Below are 22568 nucleotides of genomic sequence, written 5' to 3'. Positions count from 1 at the left end.
TATATATTGAGGAGGTCAACAATGAACAAAGTTATAAACGAATACTTGTCTGAAAATGATTGGAAGGTAAAAGAAAACTCAAATATGCAATATTCTCTTCAAGGATTAAATAATCACATTCATCAAGAAGCTACCAAAAAATATTGGCTCAAAGAAATATATGGTAAGGATAGCATCATTGCAAAATACCATAAAAACGGACTTATTCACATACATGATTTGGGTTCTCTTTCTAGTTATTGTGTTGGATGGGATTTAGAAGAACTATTGAAAAATGGTTTTAATGGTGTACCAAACAAAATTTCTTCTGGACCTGCAAACCATTTAAGAACAGCACTTGGACAAATAGTTAATTTTCTTTACACAATGCAAGGAGAAGCTGCGGGAGCAGTTGCATTTTCTAACTTTGATACATTACTTGCTCCTTTTATAAAATACGATAAATTAGATTTTAAAGGAATAAAACAAGCTATGCAAGAGTTCATTTTTAATATGAATGTTCCAACAAGAGTTGGTTTTCAAAGTCCATTCAGCAATATAACTATGGATTTAGTTGTTCCATCAACACATAAAAATAAACATATAATAATTGGTGGACAAGAAATGAAAGAAACTTACGATGAATTTCAAGAAGAAATGAATTTAATAAACAAAGCTTTTATTGAAATAATGCTTGAAGGTGATTATGATGGAAGACCTTTTTCATTTCCAATTCCTACATATAACATTACAAAAGACTTCAATTGGGAGTCTGAAGTATCTACTATGATAATGAATTTAACCATGAAATATGGAACTCCTTACTTCGCAAATTATATAAACTCTGATATGAATCCTGAAGATGCAAGAAGCATGTGTTGTAGACTAAAATTGGATAATAGACAAGTGTTATCTCATATGAAAGAATTATCTTTTGGATTTGTAAATGAAAACAAGCAAGATAATGAAAATACAGAAATTAAACGACGTGGTGGACTTTTTGGAGCAAATCCTTTAACTGGATCCATAGGCGTTGTTACAATAAACATCCCCAGATTAATGTATTTAGCAAATGGAAACAAAGATAAATTTTACAATTTGTTAGATGATGTAATGGAAACAGCAAAACAAAGTTTAGAAATAAAAAGAAAACATATTGAAGAGTGGACAAAAAACGGATTATATCCTTATACTAAAATTTATCTTGATAGTGTTTATAAATTAACTGGTCAATATTGGGCTAATCATTTTTCTACTATAGGATTTATTGGAATGCATGAAGGACTTTTAAACTTTGGTTTAAAACATGGAATAATAGAAGAAGAAGGTAAAAATTTTGCAGAAGATATTATGGAATATATGCTAAAAAAATTAAATACTTTTAATAAAGAAACTGGAAATTTATATAATTTAGAAGCTTCTCCAGCAGAAGGTACTACCTATAGATTAGCAAGAATAGATAAAGAAGAGTTTGGAGAAAATATAATACAATCTGGTACAAAAAATGTACCTTATTATACAAATTCAGTACATCCACCAGTTAAATTTTTTGAAGATCCATTTGATCTTTTAGAACATCAAGAGGGTTTACAAAATAAATGGACTGGTGGAACGGTTGTTCATATATTTGTAGGAGAAAAGATTACCGATGAAGAAGTTTTAAAAGAATTTATAGTTACAAGTTTCAATAATTTCACATTACCTTATATGAGTATAACTCCAACTTTTTCAATATGTCCCGAACATGGTTATATATCTGGAGAACACTTTAAATGTCCAAAATGTGGAAAAGATTCAGAAGTTTATTCAAGAGTAGTTGGATATTATAGACCTGTTCAAAATTGGAACGAAGGAAAACAACAAGAATATTCTGAAAGAATTCAATTTTCTATGAATAGCGAGGTATTAAATATATAATGATTTTATCAGGAATTAGAACCTTTAGTTTTGTTGATTATCCAAAAAAAATATCTGCAGTCATCTACACGGGTGGCTGCAATTTTAAATGTCCGTGGTGTCATAACTGGAAAATAGCCTACTCTAATAATTATAAAAAAATTCCTGAAGATACAATAATAAAAAAATTGATAGATTTAAAAAAAAGATTAAATGCAGTTTGTATAACTGGTGGAGAACCTACAATTAATAATGATTTATTTGAATTCATACAAAAGATTAAACAATTAGACTATGAAATAAAATTAGATACAAATGGAACAAACCCAAAAATGTTAGAAAAACTTTTAAAAAAAGATTTAATTAATTATGTTGCAATGGATATAAAATCCTCTCCAAAAAACTATGAAAAATTAACAAATACTAAACTAAATATGGATAATATTTTTAAAAGTATAGATATACTAAGAAAAAATTCGATTGATTATGAATTTAGAATGACTTTTGTTCCTAATCTTTCAAATCAAAAAGATATTGAATTTTTTGAAAATTTTATTAATCAAAATGAAAAAGGATATATAACCATTGCAAATAGTACAGAAATTTTTAAAATCAATAAAAATGTAAAATTAAAAACTGAAAAATTAATAATCAGATAAACTAGTATGATATAATAAAATGAGGTGATGAAAATGAAAAAAAGGCTTCCAATAGGACAAAGTGACTTTAAAACTATAATAGAAGAAGATATGTACTTTGTAGATAAAAGCTTGTTAATAAAAGAAGTTATTGAAGGTGGGAATGTTTTATTAATAACAAGACCAAGAAGGTTTGGGAAAACTCTCAGTCAATCTATGATGAAGTACTTTTTTGATATTACTCAAAATAACGAATACCTCTTTAAAAACTTAAAAATATATAAAGAAAAAAATATAATAGAAAAACATTTAAATAAACATCCAGTTATATACATCACCTTTAAAGATTTAAAGTCTAATAACTTAAAAAAGATGCATGCTTTATTAACCATGGAGCTTTCAAGGTTGTATTTAAAGCATAAGTATGTTTTAGAAGTTTTAGATAATGAAGAAAAAATTATATATGATAAAATAATGGGTAGAGAAGCTTTAGATGCTGATTATGAAAATTCTATAAGAAGTTTATCTGAATATATGGAAAGATACTATGGTAAAAAGGTAATAATATTAATAGATGAATACGATACTCCCATTCAACAAGCTTACTTACACGGATACTATGATGAAATAATATCTTTAATTGGTAACTTATTTGGAATGGCATTAAAAGATAATGTATACCTTGAAAAAGCAGTTCTTACTGGTATAACAAGAGTTTCTAAAGAAAGTATCTTTACTGGTGTGAATAACTTAGAAGTTTCTACTGTATTGAATGAACTATTCAATGATAAGTATGGTTTAACTAAAGAAGAAGTTGAAGAAACATTGAAGTATTATGAACTTGAATATGAAGAAAGTGAAGTTATAGATTGGTACAATGGTTATAATTTTGGTGGTGTTGAAATTTACAATCCTTTTTCTATAGTAACTCTTGCAAAGAATAAAGGTAAAATAAGACCATATTGGATGAATACGAGTGGAAACTACTTAGTTAAACAATTAATAAAACAAGGAAGTGCTGAATTAAAAGATAAAATAGAAAAACTAATAAATGGTGAAGAAATTGAAAGTACAATAAATGAAACTATGGTTTATGGTGACTTAAATAACAACTTAGAAGAGTCTGTATGGACATTATTTTTATTCAGCGGATATTTAAAATGGACAAAAAATATAAATCATGATTATGAAAGATATACTTTAAAGATACCAAATAAAGAAGTAAAAATATTTTATAATAAAACTGTAGTATCTATGCTTGAAGAAGAAAGAATAAAGCTCAATAATATATTAATAAATTTAATAAATGGACATATAGAAGAGTTTAAAGAAGACTTTCAAAAACTAACTATGAATACATTGAGTTATTTTGACGTTAGTGGAGAAGAACCAGAAAGATTTTATCATGGATTAATACTTGGAATGAGTGTTGGTTTAAAAGAAAAGTACATAATAAAGAGTAATAGAGAAACAGGACTTGGAAGAGCTGATGTTATTTTAATTCCAAAAGATAAAACAGACAAAGGAATAATAATAGAGTTTAAAAAGTTTTATAAAAACGAAAAAACACTATTAAATAGTGCTAAAAATGGATTAAAACAAATAAATGAAAAAAGGTATGAAGAAGATATAAAAAATTATGGAATAAATGATATAATAAAAGTTTCAATAGCTTTTGATAAAAAAGAGGTTGAAATTGTTAGTAATTTGGATAAAGATGTTGAATTAACAGAGATAGAAAAAGTAGCAAAGAACATGCTTAAAAAAGGATTAGATGTGAATATGATTTCTGAATTAACAGGCATTTCAGTAGAAAAAATTAAAAATATTAAATAGTTCTTTCAATAAATAATATAATAAACTAAGTTTTATATAGTAAAATCTAAACAACAAATCTTATTATTTATTATAATTGAGGTGGTTTTTGTGAAGTACTCAAAAATAAAAACAGGAAGTGTAAATGGATTTAATGTCGAAGAAACTTTGGTTGAAATTGATATAAACTCTAGATCTACTATTCAAACTTTTAAAATAGTTGGAATGCCTACAACTTCTATTTTAGAAAGCGAAAAACGAGTAATAAGTGCAATAAGAAATTCAGGTTATAATGTTCCAAATGGAAAAATAGTTTCAAATCTCTCTCCTTCTAACATAAGAAAAGAAGGAACTCATTTTGATTTACCAATTGCAGTTTCTTTATTAGAAGCTTCTTCTCAAATAAAAAAATTAGATGAAAATTTTTACTTATTTGGAGAATTAGGTTTAAATGGAGAAATAAGACCTGTCATGGGTATAACATTATTTTTAATGTCAATAAAGGAAAAAAACAAAAATGCTAAATTTATAATCCCCAGAAAAAATCAAGAAGAAAGTTCTTTTATAAAAAACGATGTTTTTACAATAGATCATTTGAATGATATTGAACGCTTATACAATTCTCCAGAAACTTATATCCCAAAAATCACTAAAAATAGCATCAAAAAACATGAATTAGATTTTTCTGAAATAAAAGGTCAAATGTTGGTTAAAAGAGCAGCTGAAATAGCCGCAAGTGGATTTCATAATATATTAATGATTGGCTCTCCAGGTTCTGGTAAAACAATGATAGCAAGACGAATTCCTTCTATTTTACCAGAAATGACTAAATCTGAAATAATTGAATCTACAAAAATATACTCAGTATCTGGCTATATGAATACAGTTATAAATAATAGACCTTTTAGGTCACCACATCATACGGCATCTGATGTTTCAATAATAGGTGGAGGTTCTAATCCCAAACCAGGAGAAATAAGTCTTTCACACAATGGAGTTTTGTTCATGGATGAATTTCCAGAATTTAAAAGCAATGTTATAGAAGGATTAAGACAACCTTTAGAGGATGGTTTTGTTACAATAACCCGTTCCAAAGGAGTAGCAAAATATCCAGCAAAATTTATGTTAGTAGCTGCACAAAATCCATGTCCATGTGGTTATTATGGTGATAAAGAAAAAGAATGTACATGTTCAATGGTTCAAATTTTAAACTATAATAAAAAAATATCAGGTCCAATATTAGATAGAATAGATTTAAAAATAAATGTTCCAAGAGTTAAAATAAGTGAACTAATGTCAAAATCTTATTCTGAAAGTTCTAAAAAAATAAAAGAAAGAGTTTCAAGAACTTCAAAAATACAAATTAATAGACAAGGAAAGTTAAATGGTAAGCTTTCTAATTCCGAACTAAAACAATTTTTAAATATATCTGAAAAAGCAGAAGATTTTTTAAAAAATTCTGCACTAAAACTCAAATTAACTGCAAGATCTGTCAATAGAGTACTAAGAGTTTCAAGAACTGTAGCAGATTCCTTTGAATCAAAAACAATAGAAATATCTCATATATCTGAAGCTTTAAATTATAGGGGGAATGATATTGTATAAGCCTTTAGATAAAAGTTTTTATATGCAAGATGGTATAACGGTTTCTAAAAGCTTACTTGGAAAAATACTAGTAAGAAAAATAAATAATAAATATATACTTTGTAAAATAGTAGAAACAGAAGCTTATATGGGACCAGAAGATAAAGCAAGTCATGCTTACAATAATAAAAGAACAAAGAGAACAGAAACTATGTTTAAAGAAGGTGGATGTTCATATGTTTATTTAATTTATGGAATGTATAATTGTTTAAATATAGTAGTCAACAAAAAAGATATCCCACAAGCTGTTTTAATTCGAGCTGTTGAACCTTTAAATTATTTAAACACAATTAAAACTTTTAGAAAAATAAAATCAAAAAGAATATATGATTTAACAAATGGACCTGGAAAACTCTGTAAAGCTTTAAATATAGATAAAACTTTTGATGGATATGATCTTATAAAAGGAAAAGAATTATTCATAATAGATGGAAGTATTTCAAACAAAATTAAAGAGAGTAAAAGAATAAATATAGATTATGCTGAAGAATACAAAAATAAATTGTGGAGATTTTATATTGAAGAAAATAAGTTCGTATCAAAAAAATAACAAATGGATACTTATCCATTTGTTATAGTATTCTATCAAGATAATTTTTTACGTCATTAACAGAAAAAACTCTAACCCATCTTTGATATTCTTTATTTTCGTGTTCAAAAGCAAGTACAGGAATTGTGAATATTAATTTTTGTGATGCTCTTTCTCTTTCTTCTTCTACGTTTACAACTTCAAGGGGTATGTTTTTTTCTTCAGAAAGAGCTTTTATTTTTGGTTTTAAAGATTTACAAACTCCACAAGTATCATTAGTATATAATACAAATTTCATTATTTCACCTCTCTTTTATATACCCTATTAAGGTACATAAACTTTATCATATTTTTTTTTAAAATATATTAAGTATTGTTAAAATCATCATTAATTATGTATAATATAATTGGAGTTGTAAAAATGGAAAGTAATGACAAAAAACACAATATAATGGAAGATATAATAATAGATATTTTTGAGGAATTTATGATATTTAATCCAATTGATACTAAACAAAGAAAAATAATAATTGAAAATGTAGTAAAAAAATGGAAACCTTTGTATGCAAAAACAAAAGATGAAGAAATTAGATTAAAACTCCCCATCCTTTCGCAATCATTCAAAACCGAAGTAACAAAAACTATTGTAGAAGTATTAGAACAATTAAAAAAAGAAAATTAATAATATCTCAAATTTATGTATATTTCAGAAAAAATTATATTCATAAGTACTATTGCTCCACCATACAACATAAAATGTGAAAATTTTACTTCTTCTTTTTTAAACTGCTTTATCATTGCAAGTCCTAATATATTTGCAGAAGCTCCTATTGGAGTAAAGTTACCTCCCAAACATGAACCTAATGCAAGCGAAAACCATATTGGATCCAAATTTTTAAAAACTTCTGGATTCATTGTTGGAAGATCTCTTACAACTGGTATCATAGTTGCAGTAAATGGTATATTATCTACAAAACCTGAAAACAATCCAGAAATAGCTAACATGAAAGAAGCAAACATTCTACTTGAATGTCCCGCAAAACTTATTAAAATTTTAGAAAAATCTTCTAATAAACCAACCTCTTCCATAGCTCCAGTTATTAAAAATAACCCCATAAAAAATAATATACTCTCCCATTCTATTTCCTTTAAAATTTCTTCTGTATTTTTTTCTTCCATAGTAACTAAAGCAATAAAGCCAGCACTCAATGCTATTATAGAACTTTCTATATCAATTTGATGTTGAAAAGAAAAAGAAACAACAACAATTAAAAATAGAACTGACGAAATAAAAAAATGCATTTTATTTTGTATAGATTCATTAGGATTAAATTTTTTTACAAAATCATGATCTATCTTTTTTGATAAATCCTTTTTAAACACAATCAATAAAAAAATATCTGCTACAATTAAATTTATTACAGATATAGGCATTTGAGATCCTAAAAATTCTATAAAAGACATGCCAGATGCAGAAGCAATCATTATATTTGGTGGATCACCAATTATAGTGGCTGTTCCTCCAATATTTGATGCAAATATTTCACCAAGTATAAAAGGCATATAATTTATTTTAAGAGCATCAGTTATAGCAAAAGTAATAGGTATAAAAACAAGTATCGTAGTTACATTATCTATAAATGCTGAAATAAGTCCAACAAGTATCGTTAAAGAAATAAAAAGCATATAACCATTTTTACCAAATATTTTTAATGTTTGTATTCCAATATAAGAAAAAATTCCACTTTTTTTTATAACACTAACAAAAAGCATCATTCCAATTAATAAAAATATAGTATTGTAGTCAATATAATGTTCTATTGCCATAAGTTGATCTGGAAAAATTTTTATTATTAATAAAAACAATGCTCCAAGCATTGCTGAAATAGTTCTATTTATTTTATGAGTTATTATAGTATACATTACAACAAAAAACGTAATCATTACAATTATTTCTTTCATTTTATCCCCCCTAAAGAACTATTATACTCTCATCAAAAATGAAATGCAACCTTAATATTATGGTATTATATATTTGGAGGTGTTTTTTATGTATGATTTTTTAATAATAGGTGCTGGAGTAATTGGAACATCTATAGCTAGAGAATTGAGTAAATATAATGTAAATACTTGTATTTTAGAAAAAACAGATGATGTCAGTAACGGTGCATCAAAAGCAAATAGTGGAATAGTTCATGGAGGATATGCTGCAAAATTCGGATCCTTAAAAGGTAATTTGTGTTTTTTAGGAAATCAAATGTTTAAAAGTTTAAACGAAGAACTAAACTTTGGATATAGAAAAACAGGAGGTTTAGTATTAGCTTTTAACGCGAATGAATTAAAAGAATTAAATAATTTATTTGAAAATGGAAAAAAATTTGGTCTTAAAAACTTAAAAATATTAGAAAAAAAAGAAATATTAAAAATTGAACCAAATATAAATAAAGAAGTTATGTTTGCTTTATATTGTCCCGATGTTGGAGTTACCTCTCCATACGAATACACAATCGCTCTTGCTGAAAATGCTATTGAAAATGGAACTGAATTATTTTTAAATTCTGAAGTATTAGCTATTAAAGAGTACAAAGATCATTTTGAAGTAATTACCAAAAATAAAACTTTTAAAACAAAATATTTAATAAATGCTGCTGGTGTTTATGCAGACAAAATTTCTTCAATGCTTGGAATAAACACATTTAAAATAATTCCAAGAAAAGGTGAGTATATTTTATTTGAAAAGGGAACAGGAAGCATAGTAAACAATGTAATATTTCAAGTTCCAACCAAAAAAGGTAAAGGTATACTTGTAACTTCTACCTATCATGGAAATTTAATGATAGGACCTAATGCAGAGGAAGTTGAAAATAAAGAAAATACAAAGACCTCTGAAGAAATGCTCACTTATATAATAGAAACAGCAAAAAAATCTGTACCCTTTTTTGATATGAAAAAAAAGCTAAAAACTTTTTCTGGTATACGCCCAACACCAAACACGGGTGATTTTATAATAGAAGAATCAAAAGAAAGATTTATAAATGTAGCTGGTATAGAATCTCCCGGATTAACGTCTTCACCTGCAATAGCTAAATATGTTTTAGAAATACTTAAAAAAAGTATACATTTAGAAAAAAAGAAAAATTTTAATCCTTATAGGAAACCTATTATAAAACAAAAAACTTTAACCCCTAAAGAACTTAAAAATTTAATAAATATAAAATCATCTAATGAAAAAATAATTTGTAGATGCGAACAAGTAACTGAAGGAGAAATTTTAGATACTTTAAATCGTAATATCCCAATTAAAACTGTAAAAGCTATAAAAATGCGAACAAGAGCTGGAATGGGGAGATGTCAAGGTGCATTTTGTAAACCAAGAGTTGAAGAAGTTATTAAAAAATTTATTGAAAAAAAATAATTTTATTTATTAAAATATGACTTTTATCATACAAATTTTAAAAAAAAATGTGATATTATTTCTTTGAAGATATCCCCCTTCACCCGATACGAGGATGAGACTTTTTCTCATCCTTATTTTTTTATTTTTTTATTTTTTAAAAGTTTAGTCTTGACTAATTTTTTTAAGTGTGATAAAATATATTTAACGTATTAATTATAAAAAAATTTTAAGGAGAGAATATTTATGATTATACCTTTAAGTAGCATGACACAAGGGTGCAGTGGAAAAATTGTAAGATATGAACTAGATGAAGATACAAAAGAAAGATTAATATCAATGGGATTAATCATAGGAAAGGAAATAGAATTAGTACATATTTCTCCTTTTAATGATCCTTTTGTTTATAAAATTGAAGACAATAAAATAATGCTTAGAAAGAGTGAAGCTTCAAAAATATATGTTGAAATTTCAGAAGAAATTATACCTCTTTTAAATGCAAAATGTGGAAAATATAAAGTTTTATCTTGCAATGGCGGACCATTTTTCTTAAATAAAATGAAAAATAATGGTATAGAACCAGGTAATGAAATTGAAGTTTTAGAAAACAAAGGGAAAATAACTATAAAATCTTTAGATAAAATTTTTATCATAGGAAAAGGGCAAGCAAAAAAAATAATATGTAAAAAAGAAGGTTAAAAATGGATATAAACAAAGTAATATCTTATATAAAAGAAAAAAAAGTAAATAGCTTATATCAAATTTCAGAAAAATTTAATTTAAAAAATTCTGAAATAGAAATAATTATACCATTTTTAATATCAAATGGAATTAATTTTTCAAGTATAGATAAGGTTAAATCAGTTTGTTCAGAATGTCCTTTAGCAAACAAATGCTCTAAAAATAAAGAAAAAGGCGGTGGTGGCTGTGGCCTTTGAAGTTTCCATAATAGGTAATCCAAATGTTGGAAAAACTTCTATATTTAATTTATTAACTGGTACAAAACAGTATGTAGCAAATTGGCCAGGAGTTACAGTAGAAAAAAAAATAGGCTCATACAAATTTCAAAATCACGAATTTAGATTGATTGACTTACCAGGTATATATACATTGTCAGCACAAAGTGAAGATGAAAGGGTTGCAAGAGATTATTTTTTGAATGAAGCACCAGATGCAATAGTAGTCGTTGCAGATGCTTTAAATTTAGAACGTTCTATGTTTCTATTAATGCAATTAATAGAAATGAATAAACCAGTTATACTTGCAATAAATTCTATAGATGAAGCAGAAGAAAAAGGAAAAATAATAAATCCAGAAATAATATCAAAAACATTGAATATTCCTGTTGTATTAACTTCAGCAAAAAAAGTCAAAGGTATAACAAAGTTATTACAAGAAATACATAAAGTTTCAGAAAATACAAAAAACATACGTTTTGAACTCAATTATACAAAAAATATAAATGATTTTATATATTCATTTAAAAATAAAATAAGTAAATATCACGAGTATAATTCATACACTTCTTCATGGCTTGCAGTAAATTTTATTGAATTTTCTGGAGAAAATTTTAACTATCCTAAAGAATTGTTAAACTCTTTAAAAAAAGAATTTAATTTAAAAAATCTAAAAGAAGAGTATAACAATTGGAAGTTCAATTTTATATCTTCGTTAATTAAAGATTGTATAGTATCTAATGGTCGTACTTGGTCAACAAGGGATATACTAGACCATGTTTTAACCCATAGAGTTCTTGGATTGATGATATATGTTCTTGCTTTATTTTTAGTGTTTTCATTAACCTTTAATGTAGCAGCTCCTTTATCAGATTTAATGGATTTAGCAATTAGTTGGTTGAGTGATTTAACAAGAAATTTTATAAAAATACCTTGGTTATCTTCTTTAATATCTGATGGAATTATTGGTGGAGTAGGCGGAGTACTTGTATTTATACCTCAAATATTTGCTTTATTTTTCTTTATGGGATTTTTAGAAGAAACTGGATACTTGCCAAGAGCAGCTTTTCTTGTAGATAAATTAGTAAGAAAATTTGGTTTAAGTGGAAGATCTTTTATGTCTATAATTCTTGGTTTTGGATGTAGTGTACCTGCAATAATGTCTACAAAAACTATATCTAATAAAAAAGAAAGATTGTCATTAATTTTAAGTATTCCATTTGCTTCGTGTAGTGCTAGACTTCCTGTTTATGTTGTATTAATAAGTGCATTTTTTTCAAAACATGCAGCTGAAGTGATGCTACTTTTATATTCATCAAGTATACTTTTGGTATTAATATCTGCAAAAATATTACAAGTATTTGTAACTCAAAGTAAAGATATTCCTTTTACTATTGAATTACCACGTTTTAGAATGCCAACAATGAAAAATCTAACTTTTTATACTTGGCATAAAGGTAAACATTTTTTAGAAAAAGCTGGAGGAATTATATTAATTGCATCAATATTTATATGGTTTTTATCTTATTTTCCAAATAATGGAGTTGATATAAACAAAAGTTTTGCTGCTTCTATCGGTAGATTTTTTGAACCAGTAACTTTGCATTTAGGATGGAATTGGATAACCAATACAGCTCTTTTATTTGGAGTTGCTGCAAAAGAAGTTGTTGTTTCAACATATACAACTTTGTTAAATTCTAATTCTGAAACTTTAACTAACTCATTAAGTGCTATTTTAACTCCTCGTTCTGCTATTTCATTATTATTTTTTATTCTTGGTTATGTTCCTTGTTTTGCAACTTTGGGAACTATTAAAGCTGAAACGAATAGTTATAAATGGCCAATATTTGCTTTTTTTTATACAACAATAGTTGCTTACATACTTGCTAACTTTGTTTACTTTGTTGGAGGAATGATATTATGAAAAACTCATTACTTTTTTTAATAATAATACTTTCAATATTTATTTCAATAATAAACTTTTCAAATGATACTTTTTACTTTATTTCAATGTTAGTAGTTGCATTAACTGGATTTTATGGATTTTTTTCAAACATAAAATTATGGTATCATAAATCATCTCATATAATAGTAAGTTCCTTAATAGGCATTATTTTAGGTGGTTATGAACTTCTTAAATATGGGTTTGGATGGTTAGGTGTATTAACAGGAAATGCCCCACCAGCTTTAAATATTGGAATAATTTTATTTGGAACTTTTTCTATTTTTATCCTTTATTATGAAAAAAAGACATTGGATAAAAAGAAATCAGACACATTAACGAAAGAGTAACATTAATTTTCTTGAATTTTTTTTATCTATATGGTATAATCAATTTCGTTATGAGTATGTACGCCTGTAGCTCAATTGGTAGAGCGACGGTCTCCAAAATCGTAGGCTGGGGGTTCGACTCCCTCCGGGCGTGCCATAAAAGCAATCTTTTTTAAGATTGCTTTTTTTTTTTATAAAAAATATTTTTTTATGATAAAATATAGTAGGGGGTGAATATGTTGATTTCCAATCTGAATAAAAAAAAAGTATTAATAATAGATGACTCAAGAACTTGGAGAACTATACTAAGTGATATTTTTGAAAAAAATGAATTTCTTGTTCAAACAGCAGAAAATGGAACTATTGGTTATAACTTAGCCTTTCAATTTTTACCAGATTTAATAATTACTGACGTAATAATGCCTGGAATAAGCGGATATGTTTTGTGTAGACTTTTAAGAGAAAATGAACTTTTTTCAAATACACCTATAGTAATTCTAACAGGAATAAATGAAAATTTAGATAAATTTTGGGCACATGAATCTGGTGCAAGTGAATTTTTATCTAAAAATTCAGATATAGAAAAAAATATATACAAATTCTTAGAAAAAAACATGGATAAAATTTCAAAAAATAAAAAATATGCACTTGAAGGAGCTAATCAAAGAATAATAGATGAATCTGATGCACTTCATTTAGTTTCAAAGTTAATGGAAGGACTTCTCATTAATAGTGTAATTGAAATAAGATTTATGGAACTATTTAAATATATACTTGATTTTTCTAGTTTTAATAAACAATTATTTTTTTATTTTAATAACATAATAAATTTAGAATCTATAATACTATATTCAAGTACTCAAAATATGGGAACATTTCTTGTAAATTCAAAGAAAAAGAATTTTTCAAATGAATATTTAAAAAATAAAATAAGCACTATATTAGAAAAACCAATAATACCTTCTGGATATAGTTTTTATGGAACTGTAGATAAAAATTCAAAAGATAAAATAAATATAGAAAATTCTTACATATACAAAAATGAAAAAAATTCTTCTTTTATAGTATTAGAAAACTATGAAAAATTTTCAAAAATGGAACTTGATAAATTAAGTGGTTTAAATACATCATTTTCCATATTATTCATGTTTTTAGTAAATTTAATAGAATTACGAAATGAAAGCGAACTTGATGAATTGACTGGATTATTTACTTTTAAAAAATTAATAAGAATAACAGATGGACTAATGTCAAAAGCAAAGAGAGGTAAAGAATTATTTTCATTAATAATGATGGATATAGATAACTTTAAAATAATAAATGACACTTATGGTCACAACTTTGGTAATTATGTTTTAAAAAACATAGGTTCAATAATTAAAGAAAATATTAGAAATTATGATTTGCCTTTTAGGTATGGTGGAGAAGAATTTTTAATAATATTACCTTCAACAAAAAAAGAGGAAACTTATAAAGTAGCAGAAAGAATTAGAAAAGATATTGAAAAATTAAAATTAAAGGATAATGTAAAAGTAACCGTTAGTATAGGAATAACTGAGTATATCGAACAAGAAAATTTTCAAGAAACTATTGAAGAATCTGATAAAGCAATGTATATATCGAAAAAAAATGGGAAAAATCAAACTAATTATTATAAAAAATAAATGCCTTACGGCATTTATTTTTTATAGTGAAATAAAAGCAATTAAATACTAAAAACTCTTTATTTCTCGTATAATCTAACTTTTATTTTATTAATATATATTGTAGAATATGAGTATGAAAAATATTTCTTAGGAGGTATTAAATATGGCTAAAATGATAAGAAAAAACTACTTAATGGCACCAGGACCTACACCTGTACCTTTTGATGTTCTTCTTGCAGGTGCACAAGATACAATTCATCACAGAACACCTCAATATGTTTCTATACAAAAAGAAGCTTTAGAAGGTGCAAAAAAATTATTTGTAACTGAAAATAATGTAATGTTACTTTCTTCATCTGGTACTGGAGCAATGGAGGCAGCAGTTGCTAACTTAGTTGAAAAAGGTGATAAAGTAATTGTTGTTAGCGCTGGTAAATTTGGTGAAAGATGGGCTCTTTTATGTAAAAAATTTGAATCTAATATGATTGAAATAAAATTAAACTGGGGAGAAGCTGTAGCTCCAGAACAAATTAAAGAAGTATTAGATGCAAATCCTGATGTAAAGGCTGTATTTACTACATTGAGTGAAACTTCAACAGGAGTTGTACATCCAGTAAAAGAAATTGCAGAAATAGTAAAAGATACAAAGGCTGTAATGGTTGTTGATACAATCTCTGGACTTTTGGCACAACCTTTGAAAATGGACGAATGGAATATTGATGTTGTCGTTACAGGTGTTCAAAAGGGTTTCATGATGCCTCCAGGTGTTGCTTTAATATCAGTTAGTAAGAAAGCTGAAGAAGTAATTAAAAACTGTAAGAGTCCAAGATACTACTTTGACTTAAATGCTTACATAAAAAAATATCCAGATTCACCATACACACCACCAGTTAACCTTGGTTATCAACTTAAAAAAGCTGTTGAAATGTTGAACGAAGAAGGTATTGAAAATATTTGGGAAAGACATGCTTTAATGGCTGATGCAACAAGAGCTGGAGTAAAAGCAATGGGACTTGAATTATTTGCAAAAAGACCTGGAAATGTTTTAACATCTGTTAAAGTTCCCGAAGGTATTGACGGTGCAAAACTTGTAAAAGATTTAAGAGATAATTGGGGAGTTACATTTGCAGGTGGTCAAGACCACGTTAAAGGAAAAATAATCAGAATAGCTCATCTTGGATACATGTCTCAATTTGATGTTATAGTTGGATTAAGTGCCCTTGAAATGGCATTTAAAAAAGCTGGATATAATGTTGAATTAGGATCTGCTGTAAAAGCAGCTGAAGAAGTATTTTTAAAGGCTGGTGTTTAATATGTGGCTTCACATAAACGATCCTCTTGCACAAGATGCTACAGATAAATTAAAAGAACTTCTTCCAGAAATTAAAATAACTGTTGAACACTATGAACCAGAAGTTTTAAAAGAAAAAGCCACTGAAATGGATGTTTTAGTTGTAAGAAGTGCCACAAAAGTAACAAAAGATATAATAGAAGCAGCACCAAAGTTAAAAATAATAGGTAGAGCTGGTATGGGACTTGATAATATAGATTTAGAAACAGCTAAATCAAAAAATATACAAGTTATCAATACACCTGGAGCTAATTCATTATCTGTTGCTGAATTAGTTGTTGGAATGATTTTGTCATTGTATAGATATACACCAAGAGGAACTCAAGGCATTAAAGAAGGTAAATGGGAAAAGAAACAATTAAAAGGACTTGAATTAACAGGTAAAACACTTGGAATAGTTGGATTTGGAAACATTGGAAAATTACTTTCAAAATTAGTTTCTGGATTTGGAGTAAAGGTACTTGTTTTTGATGTTTTTGATATTCCAGAAGAAGTTTTAAAAGAATACAATGTTGAAAAAGTTAGTCTTGAAGAAATTTATAAAAATGCTGATATAATTTCATTGCACGTGCCTAAAAATGATAAAACATACCATATGATTTCAAGCAAACAATTTGAAGCTATGAAAGATGGAGTTGTAATAATAAATGCTGCAAGAGGTGGCATTGTAGATGAAGAAGCATTGTTAAAATATCTTGAAAATGGAAAAGTTTTTGGTGCTGGGTTAGATGTTTATGAAAATGAACCACCAAAGGGTTTTCTATATGAAAAATTAATGAATTTTAATGTTGTAGCAACTCCTCATATTGGAGCAACTACAAAAGAAGCACAATGGAGAGTCGGAATGGACTTAGTTGATAGATTGGTTAAAGCAATAAAATAATTTGATTTAATAAAAAAATATGGTATAATACTTATGGACTTTTCAAATATATTTCGGAGGTGTTTTTAATGAAAGTATTCGTTGAAAAAGAAACTTGTATAGGTTGTGGTGTTTGTGAAAATCTTTGCCCTGACGCATTTGCTATTCAAGACGATGGAAAAGCAGTTGCTATAGAAGGAGCAAGTGAAGCACCTTGTGTACAAGATGCAGCTGATTCATGTCCAGTTCAAGCTATCATTATTGAAGAATAATAAAATAAAAAAAAGAGCGATTAAATCGCTCTTTTTTTTATTCATATCTCAATGCTTCTATTGGACTCAATTTTGAAGCTTTATTTGCTGGATATATTCCAAAGAATAATCCAACAGATGCTGAAACACCAAAGGCTATTAATATTGATTTTAAACTAATTATTGCTTTTAAATTTAAATTTGCAGCAAGTGATGATATTCCAGCGGATAAAAGACTTCCTAAAATTATTCCTATTAATCCTGCAATAAAAGTTATAGCAATACTTTCAGTTAAAAACTCAAGAAGTATTCTTTTTCTCCCTGCTCCCAGTGCCATCTTAACTCCAATTTCTCTTGTCCTTTCTGAAACAGATACAAGCATTATATTCATAATTCCTATTCCACCAACCACCAAAGAAATAGCTGCTATGGCAATTAATATAAAATTCATTACTCCAGTTATTTGCCCTATTACTTCTAACATCGAATCTTGACTCATTATTTGATAAGATGTATCATCTCCAAATTTATTGTTTAATATAAAATCAACTTCCATTTGTGCTTCTAAAGATTTTTCACTTGAAACACCTGAAGCCAATATCATAGATGCTTTTCCATTTGTTTTAAAGAGTCTTGCATCTGCTGTACTATATGGAATAAAAATTGTCTTATCTGTATTAAACATTAAAGTACTTCCTGCTTTTTTTAAAACACCTATAACTTCAAAAGGAATTTTTCTAAATAATTTTGAATTTTTCTGTATTAAATATATTTTTTCCCCAATTGGATTTTTTCCTTCAAATAAAGATTCTGCAGTAGTATATCCTATAATTGCATAATTTTTTACATTTGCATAATCGTCTTCAACAAAACTTCTTCCAGAATCAATATTTAAATTCAAAATATTAAATAATTCAGGATTACCTGCCATTATTGTTGAAGTTATATTTAAATTTCCATTTTGTACTAAAAAATTAGACTGTAAAACAGGCGTTGCTCTTATAACATCTTCTGCATAATTAGCTATATTTTCTGCATCTGATTTTTCAAGATAATTCATAGAACTTGCAACTTTTCCACCACGTCCTCCTGAATATCCTGGAAAAATTATCATAACATTAGATCCAAGAGAAGATACACTATTTGTTATATTTTCAGTTGTACCAGCTCCCAGTGCCATAACTGTTATTACTGAAGTTATTCCAATTATTATTCCAAGCATTGAAAGAAATGTTCGGAGTTTATTGGAGAATAGAGATCTATATGTTTCTCTTAATATTTCCAAAATCTCTCACCTCTGCTTTTTCTATTTGTCCATCAAAAAGCTTTATTGTTTTATTACCTTCATAAACCATTTCCGGATCATGCGTTACTATTACAAGAGTTTTTCCCATTTTATGCAAGGTATGAAATATTTCTAATATTTCTTCCCCACTTTTTGAATCTAAATTCCCAGTAGGCTCATCTGCAAGTAAAAAAGATGGATCATTTGCTAAAGCTCTTGCTATTGCAACCCTTTGCTGTTGTCCTCCAGAAAGTTCATTTGGTTTATGATTCAACCTATCTCCAAGTCCCACAAGTTCCAATAATTCTTTTGCTTTCTTTTTTCTTTCCTTTAAATGCTTACCAGCATAAATCATTGGAAGTTCAACATTTTCAAGTGCACTCATGCTTCCTAAAAGATTAAACTTTTGAAAAACAAACCCTATTTTTTGATTTCTAATTTTTGCAAGTTGAGAGTCTGTCATTTTTGAAACTTCTTTATCTTCTACAAAAACATTTCCTTTTGTTGGCCTATCCAAACATCCTAAAATATGAAGTAATGTAGACTTTCCACTTCCAGAAGGGCCAATTATTATTGCAAAATCTCCATCATTTACCTCAAGTGAAACTCCTCTCAATGCATTAACTTCTATTTTTCCCATTTGATAAATTTTCCATATATCTTTTAAATGCATTACTTTCATTTCTTTGGCCTCTTCCCAGTACCTATTCTTATATTAGGTGTCGCATACTTTTCTTTTAATCTATTTATTTCTTCTTTACTTGGCATTATTAAAACTGTATCTCCTTCAGATAAACCATTTTTTATTTCAACAAACTTTTCAGTTTTTTGACCAGTTATAACTGGAACTTTTTCGCGTCCTTCTGATGTTTTCTTAAAAACATATTCATTTCCATCTTTACCTTTTATTAAAGAATTTACTGGAATAACAATAGAATTATCTAATTCCATAGTTATTAATTTTACATTACAAGTTAAACCAGATATTATTCCATATTTTAATGGATTATCTTCAAACTTTAACTCTATAGGTATTACAACTATTCCACCTGCATTTACTGCAACGGGATTTATCAAGCTCACTTTAGCAGGAATTTTTACATGTAATTGCTCAAATTCAACATAAGCCTTCATTCCAACCTTTATTTTTGGTAAATCAATCTCATCTATAGAAGCCTCTATCTTTAAACTATTATTATCTACAACTGTAAATGATACAAAGTTTCTTGATATAACATCTCCAACACTTATATTAACACTACTTATAATTCCTTCAACAGGAGACTTTAAAATTGTATTATCTAAGTCTTTTTTTGCTTGATCTAATTGTAATTTTTTTATTTCTTTTATTTTTTCTCCATCATTCACAGCTAGTTCATAAGTATTCAATTTATTCAAATAATTTATTCTATAATCTATATCTTCAAACTTAGCCATCTTTTGATCTTTCTTTATTTTTTCTCCATTTTCAACATAAACATCCATAACCTCACCAGAAACCTCAGAAATTATTCTTCTTGTTTCTGCAGTTACATTACCACTCACTTCAATATAATCTCCTATATTGTCTTTCTTTACTTTGTATTCAACAGAAATATTATTTAGCGCTGTAGAAACTTTATCTGTTTGCACATTTCCAGATTCTTTTTTTATATTTAAGGCATTTATTATTAAAAATATTAATACCACTAAAGTTACTATTATAATTAACCATTTAATCGATTTTTTCAACTTTTATCACCTCTGAATTTTGAAAGTACCCATATTCTTTTAAAAGATTTAATTTATTTATCAACATATCATTATTAACTTTTTCTAAATCTAATTTTTTCAATTCATATTCAACTTTAAATAAATTAAAATCATCCTTAGATATAAATCCTTTTTCAGATAATTTTTTCTTATTATTATAATCTTCAAGAGCATTTTTTATATTTATTTTAGAAATTTGAATATCTATTTCAGAATTAATTATTGAATCTTTTAAGGTATTTATATTATTATTTATTGTAGTTAAAGCTTCTTCATAAGAGTATTCATTTGAATTTATTTTTCTTGAATTTATTGCTATTAATCTTTCACCCCTATCAAAAATACTATAATCAAATGAAATACTTATACTCCAGTTAAAATTATTAATATCAGAAATACTTATATTTATGCTCATATCTGGTAAATAAGGTAAGAACCAATTATTTTTTTGAAGTTCTTTTGCTTTTGTTGATAACTTTATAGCCTTTAAATCATATCTATTCACTATTGTTGATTCTTTTGAATTTTCAACTAAATTTCCAACATATTTTTTAGTACTTTCATACAAAGATTCATCTATTTCAGAAAGTGATTTAAGCTGAACTTCATAAGAATTAATTATTTTCTCTCTTTGAAGAATTTGAATATTCAAACTTTCCTTTTTATCTTCATCAGTTTCAAAATTATATTTATTTTTTTGAATTTGAAGTTCTTCTTTATTTAACTTTAAACTATTAATTATATAGTATTTTGAAAAAATATCTTTTATAGTTTTTATAAAAATAGATGTTTTATAATTATTAAAAGAATAAAGTGAATTATAATAATTTGATTTTGCATTCAACATTTCAACTTCTGGCTCTTTTGCCAAACTACGTGTAAAGCTTAAAGATAAGTTTTTTAAATCAGAATCAAACTTCCAATTATCTTTTGCATCTATTGAAAATGGAAGAGTTAATCCAATTGTACTTCCATAAAGTTCTAAAAAGTTTGCTTTTATTGAAAAGTTCATTTTATTTAGCCCATCTTTATCAAAAGATATTCCACCAAATCCTGTATTTAATGATAAATAAGGACTCCAAAAGTTTTCTTTTTTATTTAAAGAAAGTATGGATACATCTAATGATTCTTTACTTTTTAAGTAAGTAGAAGTGTTTAAGTTCCTTAAATATAAATCATTAAAGTTAGAAAAAGATAAAACTGTTAAAAGAGAAATTATCAATAAAGTTAATTTTACTTTCAATTTAAAACCTCCTCCGGTTTTTCATTGAAATCTAAAATATAATTTATTATCAAATTATAATAATTCTTTAAAGTATTATAATAAGAAGATTTTGAACTTAAGAAAGATATTTTTGATGTATTCAATTCCTTTTCAGAAATTAACCCTTTATTGTATCTACTTTGAGCATCCATAAAATCATTTTCTTTTAACTTCATTTTTTCTTTTAAGTTATTTAAGGTGTTGTAAGTAGATGTAATACTATTTTTTGTATTTTTATGTGTTTTTATTAATGTATTTTTTAAACTATTTAAGTTTATTTTGTTTTTTTCAACCTTTATTTGATAGCTCTTTTTATCATATTCAGAAGCATTAGATGGAAGATTATCTAAGTCATATTGTGCTATTTCAAGGGAAATTTTTGTTGTTTTTAAAGAATAATTATTACTTAAATACTCTTCATCCGTTTTAAAAATTTTTTTAGGATCATACAATTTAACTTCAATTGATTTATAATCCATAGAAGATGCTTCTGTAAAATCATTCATTGCATTTTCAAAGTTTAAATTTTTATTTTGTAAATCTATCTCTACATCATTTAAAGATATTTTTGATTGAGTTAATGTATCTTCTGTTATCAATCCTTTTTCAAACAAAGCTTTATTATTTTTATAATCAATCTCTGCATTGTTTTTTTGAACTTCACTCATAGATACAGATAATTCACTATTAATTACATTAAATAATCTATTACTAACATCCGTATAAAATTTATTTAAAGAATTCAAATAAGAAGAAGTTGCATTAAAATAATTTAAATTACCCATTAACTCTGTTTTTTTATTAATTGATTCTATCTTTGACCTTTCAAAATCCATATTGGCAAGTTCAAAATCCATTACTGAAATTTTATAATCACCCAATGTTTTTTGAGCTTCGATAAATAAATCACTTATTCCAATAGAAAAAGTCATTAGAGAAACTAAAAAAATAACAAAAAAACTAAATACTTTTTTCATATAAATCCTCCTTTAATAAAAATCATTTAATTATATCATTTTTTACTTAATTATTTCT

At 26.4% G+C, this 22568-nt stretch carries 22 protein-coding genes and 1 tRNA gene; 16 read left to right on the top strand and 7 right to left on the bottom strand.

Annotation, left to right across the window (positions count from 1 at the left end; translation table 11 throughout):
• Positions 1-21: 21 nt before the first annotated feature.
• From IGS63_RS04640 to IGS63_RS04620, 5 genes are all read left to right on the top strand, one after another.
• The gene (locus IGS63_RS04640; RefSeq protein ID WP_190615834.1) at positions 22-1896 is read left to right on the top strand and encodes a ribonucleoside triphosphate reductase; all 1875 of its coding nucleotides are present in this window, start codon (positions 22-24) and stop codon (positions 1894-1896) included.
• On the top strand, positions 1896-2534 hold the full coding sequence (locus tag IGS63_RS04635; RefSeq protein ID WP_190615833.1) for an anaerobic ribonucleoside-triphosphate reductase activating protein: 639 nt from the start codon (positions 1896-1898) through the stop codon (positions 2532-2534). The genes IGS63_RS04640 and IGS63_RS04635 overlap by 1 nt, the downstream gene beginning before the upstream one ends.
• Before the next feature lie 33 nt (positions 2535-2567).
• Complete coding sequence (locus IGS63_RS04630) at positions 2568-4349, top strand: AAA family ATPase (RefSeq protein WP_232521301.1); 1782 nt, start codon at positions 2568-2570, stop codon at positions 4347-4349.
• 90 nt (positions 4350-4439) lie between these two features.
• Positions 4440-5933 (top strand): YifB family Mg chelatase-like AAA ATPase, encoded by a 1494-nt coding sequence (locus tag IGS63_RS04625; RefSeq protein ID WP_190615831.1) that lies wholly within the window; start codon positions 4440-4442, stop codon positions 5931-5933.
• Positions 5926-6522 carry a DNA-3-methyladenine glycosylase gene (locus IGS63_RS04620; RefSeq protein WP_198423085.1) on the top strand — a complete coding sequence of 199 codons (597 nt, stop codon included), beginning with the start codon at positions 5926-5928 and terminating at the stop codon, positions 6520-6522. The genes IGS63_RS04625 and IGS63_RS04620 overlap by 8 nt, the downstream gene beginning before the upstream one ends.
• A 22-nt stretch (positions 6523-6544) precedes the next feature.
• Here the strand turns inward: IGS63_RS04620 and IGS63_RS04615 are convergent, their stop codons facing one another.
• Positions 6545-6799, bottom strand: coding sequence for a glutaredoxin family protein (locus tag IGS63_RS04615; protein WP_190615829.1), 255 nt, complete (start codon positions 6797-6799; stop codon positions 6545-6547).
• Positions 6800-6922: 123 nt separating this feature from the next.
• On the opposite strand from IGS63_RS04615, the gene IGS63_RS04610 reads away from it, so the two are divergent.
• The gene (locus IGS63_RS04610) at positions 6923-7183 is read left to right on the top strand and encodes a hypothetical protein (protein WP_190615828.1); all 261 of its coding nucleotides are present in this window, start codon (positions 6923-6925) and stop codon (positions 7181-7183) included.
• Here the strand turns inward: IGS63_RS04610 and IGS63_RS04605 are convergent.
• The gene (locus IGS63_RS04605) at positions 7180-8463 is read right to left on the bottom strand and encodes an ArsB/NhaD family transporter (RefSeq protein ID WP_190615827.1); all 1284 of its coding nucleotides are present in this window, start codon (positions 8461-8463) and stop codon (positions 7180-7182) included. The genes IGS63_RS04610 and IGS63_RS04605 overlap by 4 nt on opposite strands.
• 88 nt (positions 8464-8551) lie before the next feature.
• On the opposite strand from IGS63_RS04605, the gene IGS63_RS04600 reads away from it, so the two are divergent.
• From IGS63_RS04600 to IGS63_RS04555, 10 genes are all read left to right on the top strand, one after another.
• On the top strand, positions 8552-9916 hold the full coding sequence (locus IGS63_RS04600; protein WP_190615826.1) for an NAD(P)/FAD-dependent oxidoreductase: 1365 nt from the start codon (positions 8552-8554) through the stop codon (positions 9914-9916).
• A gap of 225 nt (positions 9917-10141) precedes the next feature.
• The gene (locus IGS63_RS04595) at positions 10142-10594 is read left to right on the top strand and encodes a ferrous iron transport protein A (protein ID WP_190615825.1); all 453 of its coding nucleotides are present in this window, start codon (positions 10142-10144) and stop codon (positions 10592-10594) included.
• A 2-nt stretch (positions 10595-10596) separates the two neighbouring features.
• Entirely contained in the window at positions 10597-10833 is a 237-nt protein-coding gene (locus IGS63_RS04590; RefSeq protein ID WP_190615824.1) for a hypothetical protein, read from the top strand.
• The gene (feoB, locus tag IGS63_RS04585; RefSeq protein ID WP_190615823.1) at positions 10823-12775 is read left to right on the top strand and encodes a ferrous iron transport protein B; all 1953 of its coding nucleotides are present in this window, start codon (positions 10823-10825) and stop codon (positions 12773-12775) included. The genes IGS63_RS04590 and feoB overlap by 11 nt, the downstream gene beginning before the upstream one ends.
• Complete coding sequence (locus tag IGS63_RS04580; RefSeq protein ID WP_190615822.1) at positions 12772-13143, top strand: hypothetical protein; 372 nt, start codon at positions 12772-12774, stop codon at positions 13141-13143. Before feoB ends, IGS63_RS04580 begins: the two co-directional genes overlap by 4 nt.
• Positions 13144-13203: 60 nt before the next feature.
• Positions 13204-13279: transfer RNA gene (locus IGS63_RS04575), tRNA-Trp, on the top strand.
• An 82-nt stretch (positions 13280-13361) separates the two neighbouring features.
• The gene (locus IGS63_RS04570; RefSeq protein WP_190615821.1) at positions 13362-14786 is read left to right on the top strand and encodes a GGDEF domain-containing response regulator; all 1425 of its coding nucleotides are present in this window, start codon (positions 13362-13364) and stop codon (positions 14784-14786) included.
• Positions 14787-14931: 145 nt separating this feature from the next.
• On the top strand, positions 14932-16080 hold the full coding sequence (locus IGS63_RS04565) for a pyridoxal-phosphate-dependent aminotransferase family protein (RefSeq protein ID WP_190615820.1): 1149 nt from the start codon (positions 14932-14934) through the stop codon (positions 16078-16080).
• Between the two features lies 1 nt (position 16081).
• Entirely contained in the window at positions 16082-17002 is a 921-nt protein-coding gene (locus IGS63_RS04560) for a D-2-hydroxyacid dehydrogenase (RefSeq protein ID WP_190615819.1), read from the top strand.
• A gap of 68 nt (positions 17003-17070) precedes the next feature.
• On the top strand, positions 17071-17253 hold the full coding sequence (locus IGS63_RS04555; protein WP_190615818.1) for a ferredoxin: 183 nt from the start codon (positions 17071-17073) through the stop codon (positions 17251-17253).
• A gap of 37 nt (positions 17254-17290) precedes the next feature.
• On the opposite strand, the gene IGS63_RS04550 is transcribed toward IGS63_RS04555, so the two are convergent.
• Genes IGS63_RS04550 through IGS63_RS04530 form a run of 5 tightly spaced genes read right to left on the bottom strand, consistent with a single transcriptional unit; the run spans position 17291 to position 22510 of the window.
• Positions 17291-18517, bottom strand: a complete 1227-nt coding sequence (locus IGS63_RS04550) for an ABC transporter permease (RefSeq protein ID WP_190615817.1) — start codon at positions 18515-18517, stop codon at positions 17291-17293.
• Positions 18492-19199 (bottom strand): ABC transporter ATP-binding protein, encoded by a 708-nt coding sequence (locus IGS63_RS04545; protein ID WP_190615816.1) that lies wholly within the window; start codon positions 19197-19199, stop codon positions 18492-18494. Before IGS63_RS04545 ends, IGS63_RS04550 begins: the two co-directional genes overlap by 26 nt.
• Complete coding sequence (locus IGS63_RS04540) at positions 19196-20248, bottom strand: efflux RND transporter periplasmic adaptor subunit (RefSeq protein WP_190615815.1); 1053 nt, start codon at positions 20246-20248, stop codon at positions 19196-19198. Before IGS63_RS04540 ends, IGS63_RS04545 begins: the two co-directional genes overlap by 4 nt.
• Positions 20232-21512 carry a TolC family protein gene (locus IGS63_RS04535; protein WP_190615814.1) on the bottom strand — a complete coding sequence of 427 codons (1281 nt, stop codon included), beginning with the start codon at positions 21510-21512 and terminating at the stop codon, positions 20232-20234. The genes IGS63_RS04540 and IGS63_RS04535 overlap by 17 nt, the downstream gene beginning before the upstream one ends.
• The gene (locus IGS63_RS04530; protein WP_190615813.1) at positions 21509-22510 is read right to left on the bottom strand and encodes a TolC family protein; all 1002 of its coding nucleotides are present in this window, start codon (positions 22508-22510) and stop codon (positions 21509-21511) included. Before IGS63_RS04530 ends, IGS63_RS04535 begins: the two co-directional genes overlap by 4 nt.
• Positions 22511-22568: the final 58 nt, after the last annotated feature.

The organism is Tepiditoga spiralis (assembly GCF_014701195.1).
In the GTDB taxonomy this organism is placed as follows: Bacteria; Thermotogota; Thermotogae; order Petrotogales; family Petrotogaceae; genus Tepiditoga; species Tepiditoga spiralis.
Note: the sequence above shows the minus strand (reverse complement) of the source record. Positions and strands in the feature narration are given on the sequence as shown.

Excerpts from the sequence above, each read along its gene's own strand:
- IGS63_RS04595 (WP_190615825.1), top strand. The coding sequence starts at position 10,142 with ATGATTATACCTTTAAGTAGCATGACACAAGGGTGCAGTGGAAAAATT.
- IGS63_RS04590 (WP_190615824.1), top strand. The coding sequence starts at position 10,597 with ATGGATATAAACAAAGTAATATCTTATATAAAAGAAAAAAAAGTAAAT.
- IGS63_RS04640 (WP_190615834.1), top strand. The coding sequence starts at position 22 with ATGAACAAAGTTATAAACGAATACTTGTCTGAAAATGATTGGAAGGTA.
- IGS63_RS04530 (WP_190615813.1), bottom strand. The coding sequence starts at position 22,510 with ATGAAAAAAGTATTTAGTTTTTTTGTTATTTTTTTAGTTTCTCTAATG.
- IGS63_RS04580 (WP_190615822.1), top strand. The coding sequence starts at position 12,772 with ATGAAAAACTCATTACTTTTTTTAATAATAATACTTTCAATATTTATT.
- IGS63_RS04635 (WP_190615833.1), top strand. The coding sequence starts at position 1,896 with ATGATTTTATCAGGAATTAGAACCTTTAGTTTTGTTGATTATCCAAAA.
- IGS63_RS04605 (WP_190615827.1), bottom strand. The coding sequence starts at position 8,463 with ATGAAAGAAATAATTGTAATGATTACGTTTTTTGTTGTAATGTATACT.
- IGS63_RS04555 (WP_190615818.1), top strand. The coding sequence starts at position 17,071 with ATGAAAGTATTCGTTGAAAAAGAAACTTGTATAGGTTGTGGTGTTTGT.
- IGS63_RS04560 (WP_190615819.1), top strand. The coding sequence starts at position 16,082 with ATGTGGCTTCACATAAACGATCCTCTTGCACAAGATGCTACAGATAAA.
- IGS63_RS04545 (WP_190615816.1), bottom strand. The coding sequence starts at position 19,199 with ATGAAAGTAATGCATTTAAAAGATATATGGAAAATTTATCAAATGGGA.
- IGS63_RS04615 (WP_190615829.1), bottom strand. The coding sequence starts at position 6,799 with ATGAAATTTGTATTATATACTAATGATACTTGTGGAGTTTGTAAATCT.
- IGS63_RS04600 (WP_190615826.1), top strand. The coding sequence starts at position 8,552 with ATGTATGATTTTTTAATAATAGGTGCTGGAGTAATTGGAACATCTATA.
- IGS63_RS04630 (WP_232521301.1), top strand. The coding sequence starts at position 2,568 with ATGAAAAAAAGGCTTCCAATAGGACAAAGTGACTTTAAAACTATAATA.
- IGS63_RS04565 (WP_190615820.1), top strand. The coding sequence starts at position 14,932 with ATGGCTAAAATGATAAGAAAAAACTACTTAATGGCACCAGGACCTACA.
- IGS63_RS04610 (WP_190615828.1), top strand. The coding sequence starts at position 6,923 with ATGGAAAGTAATGACAAAAAACACAATATAATGGAAGATATAATAATA.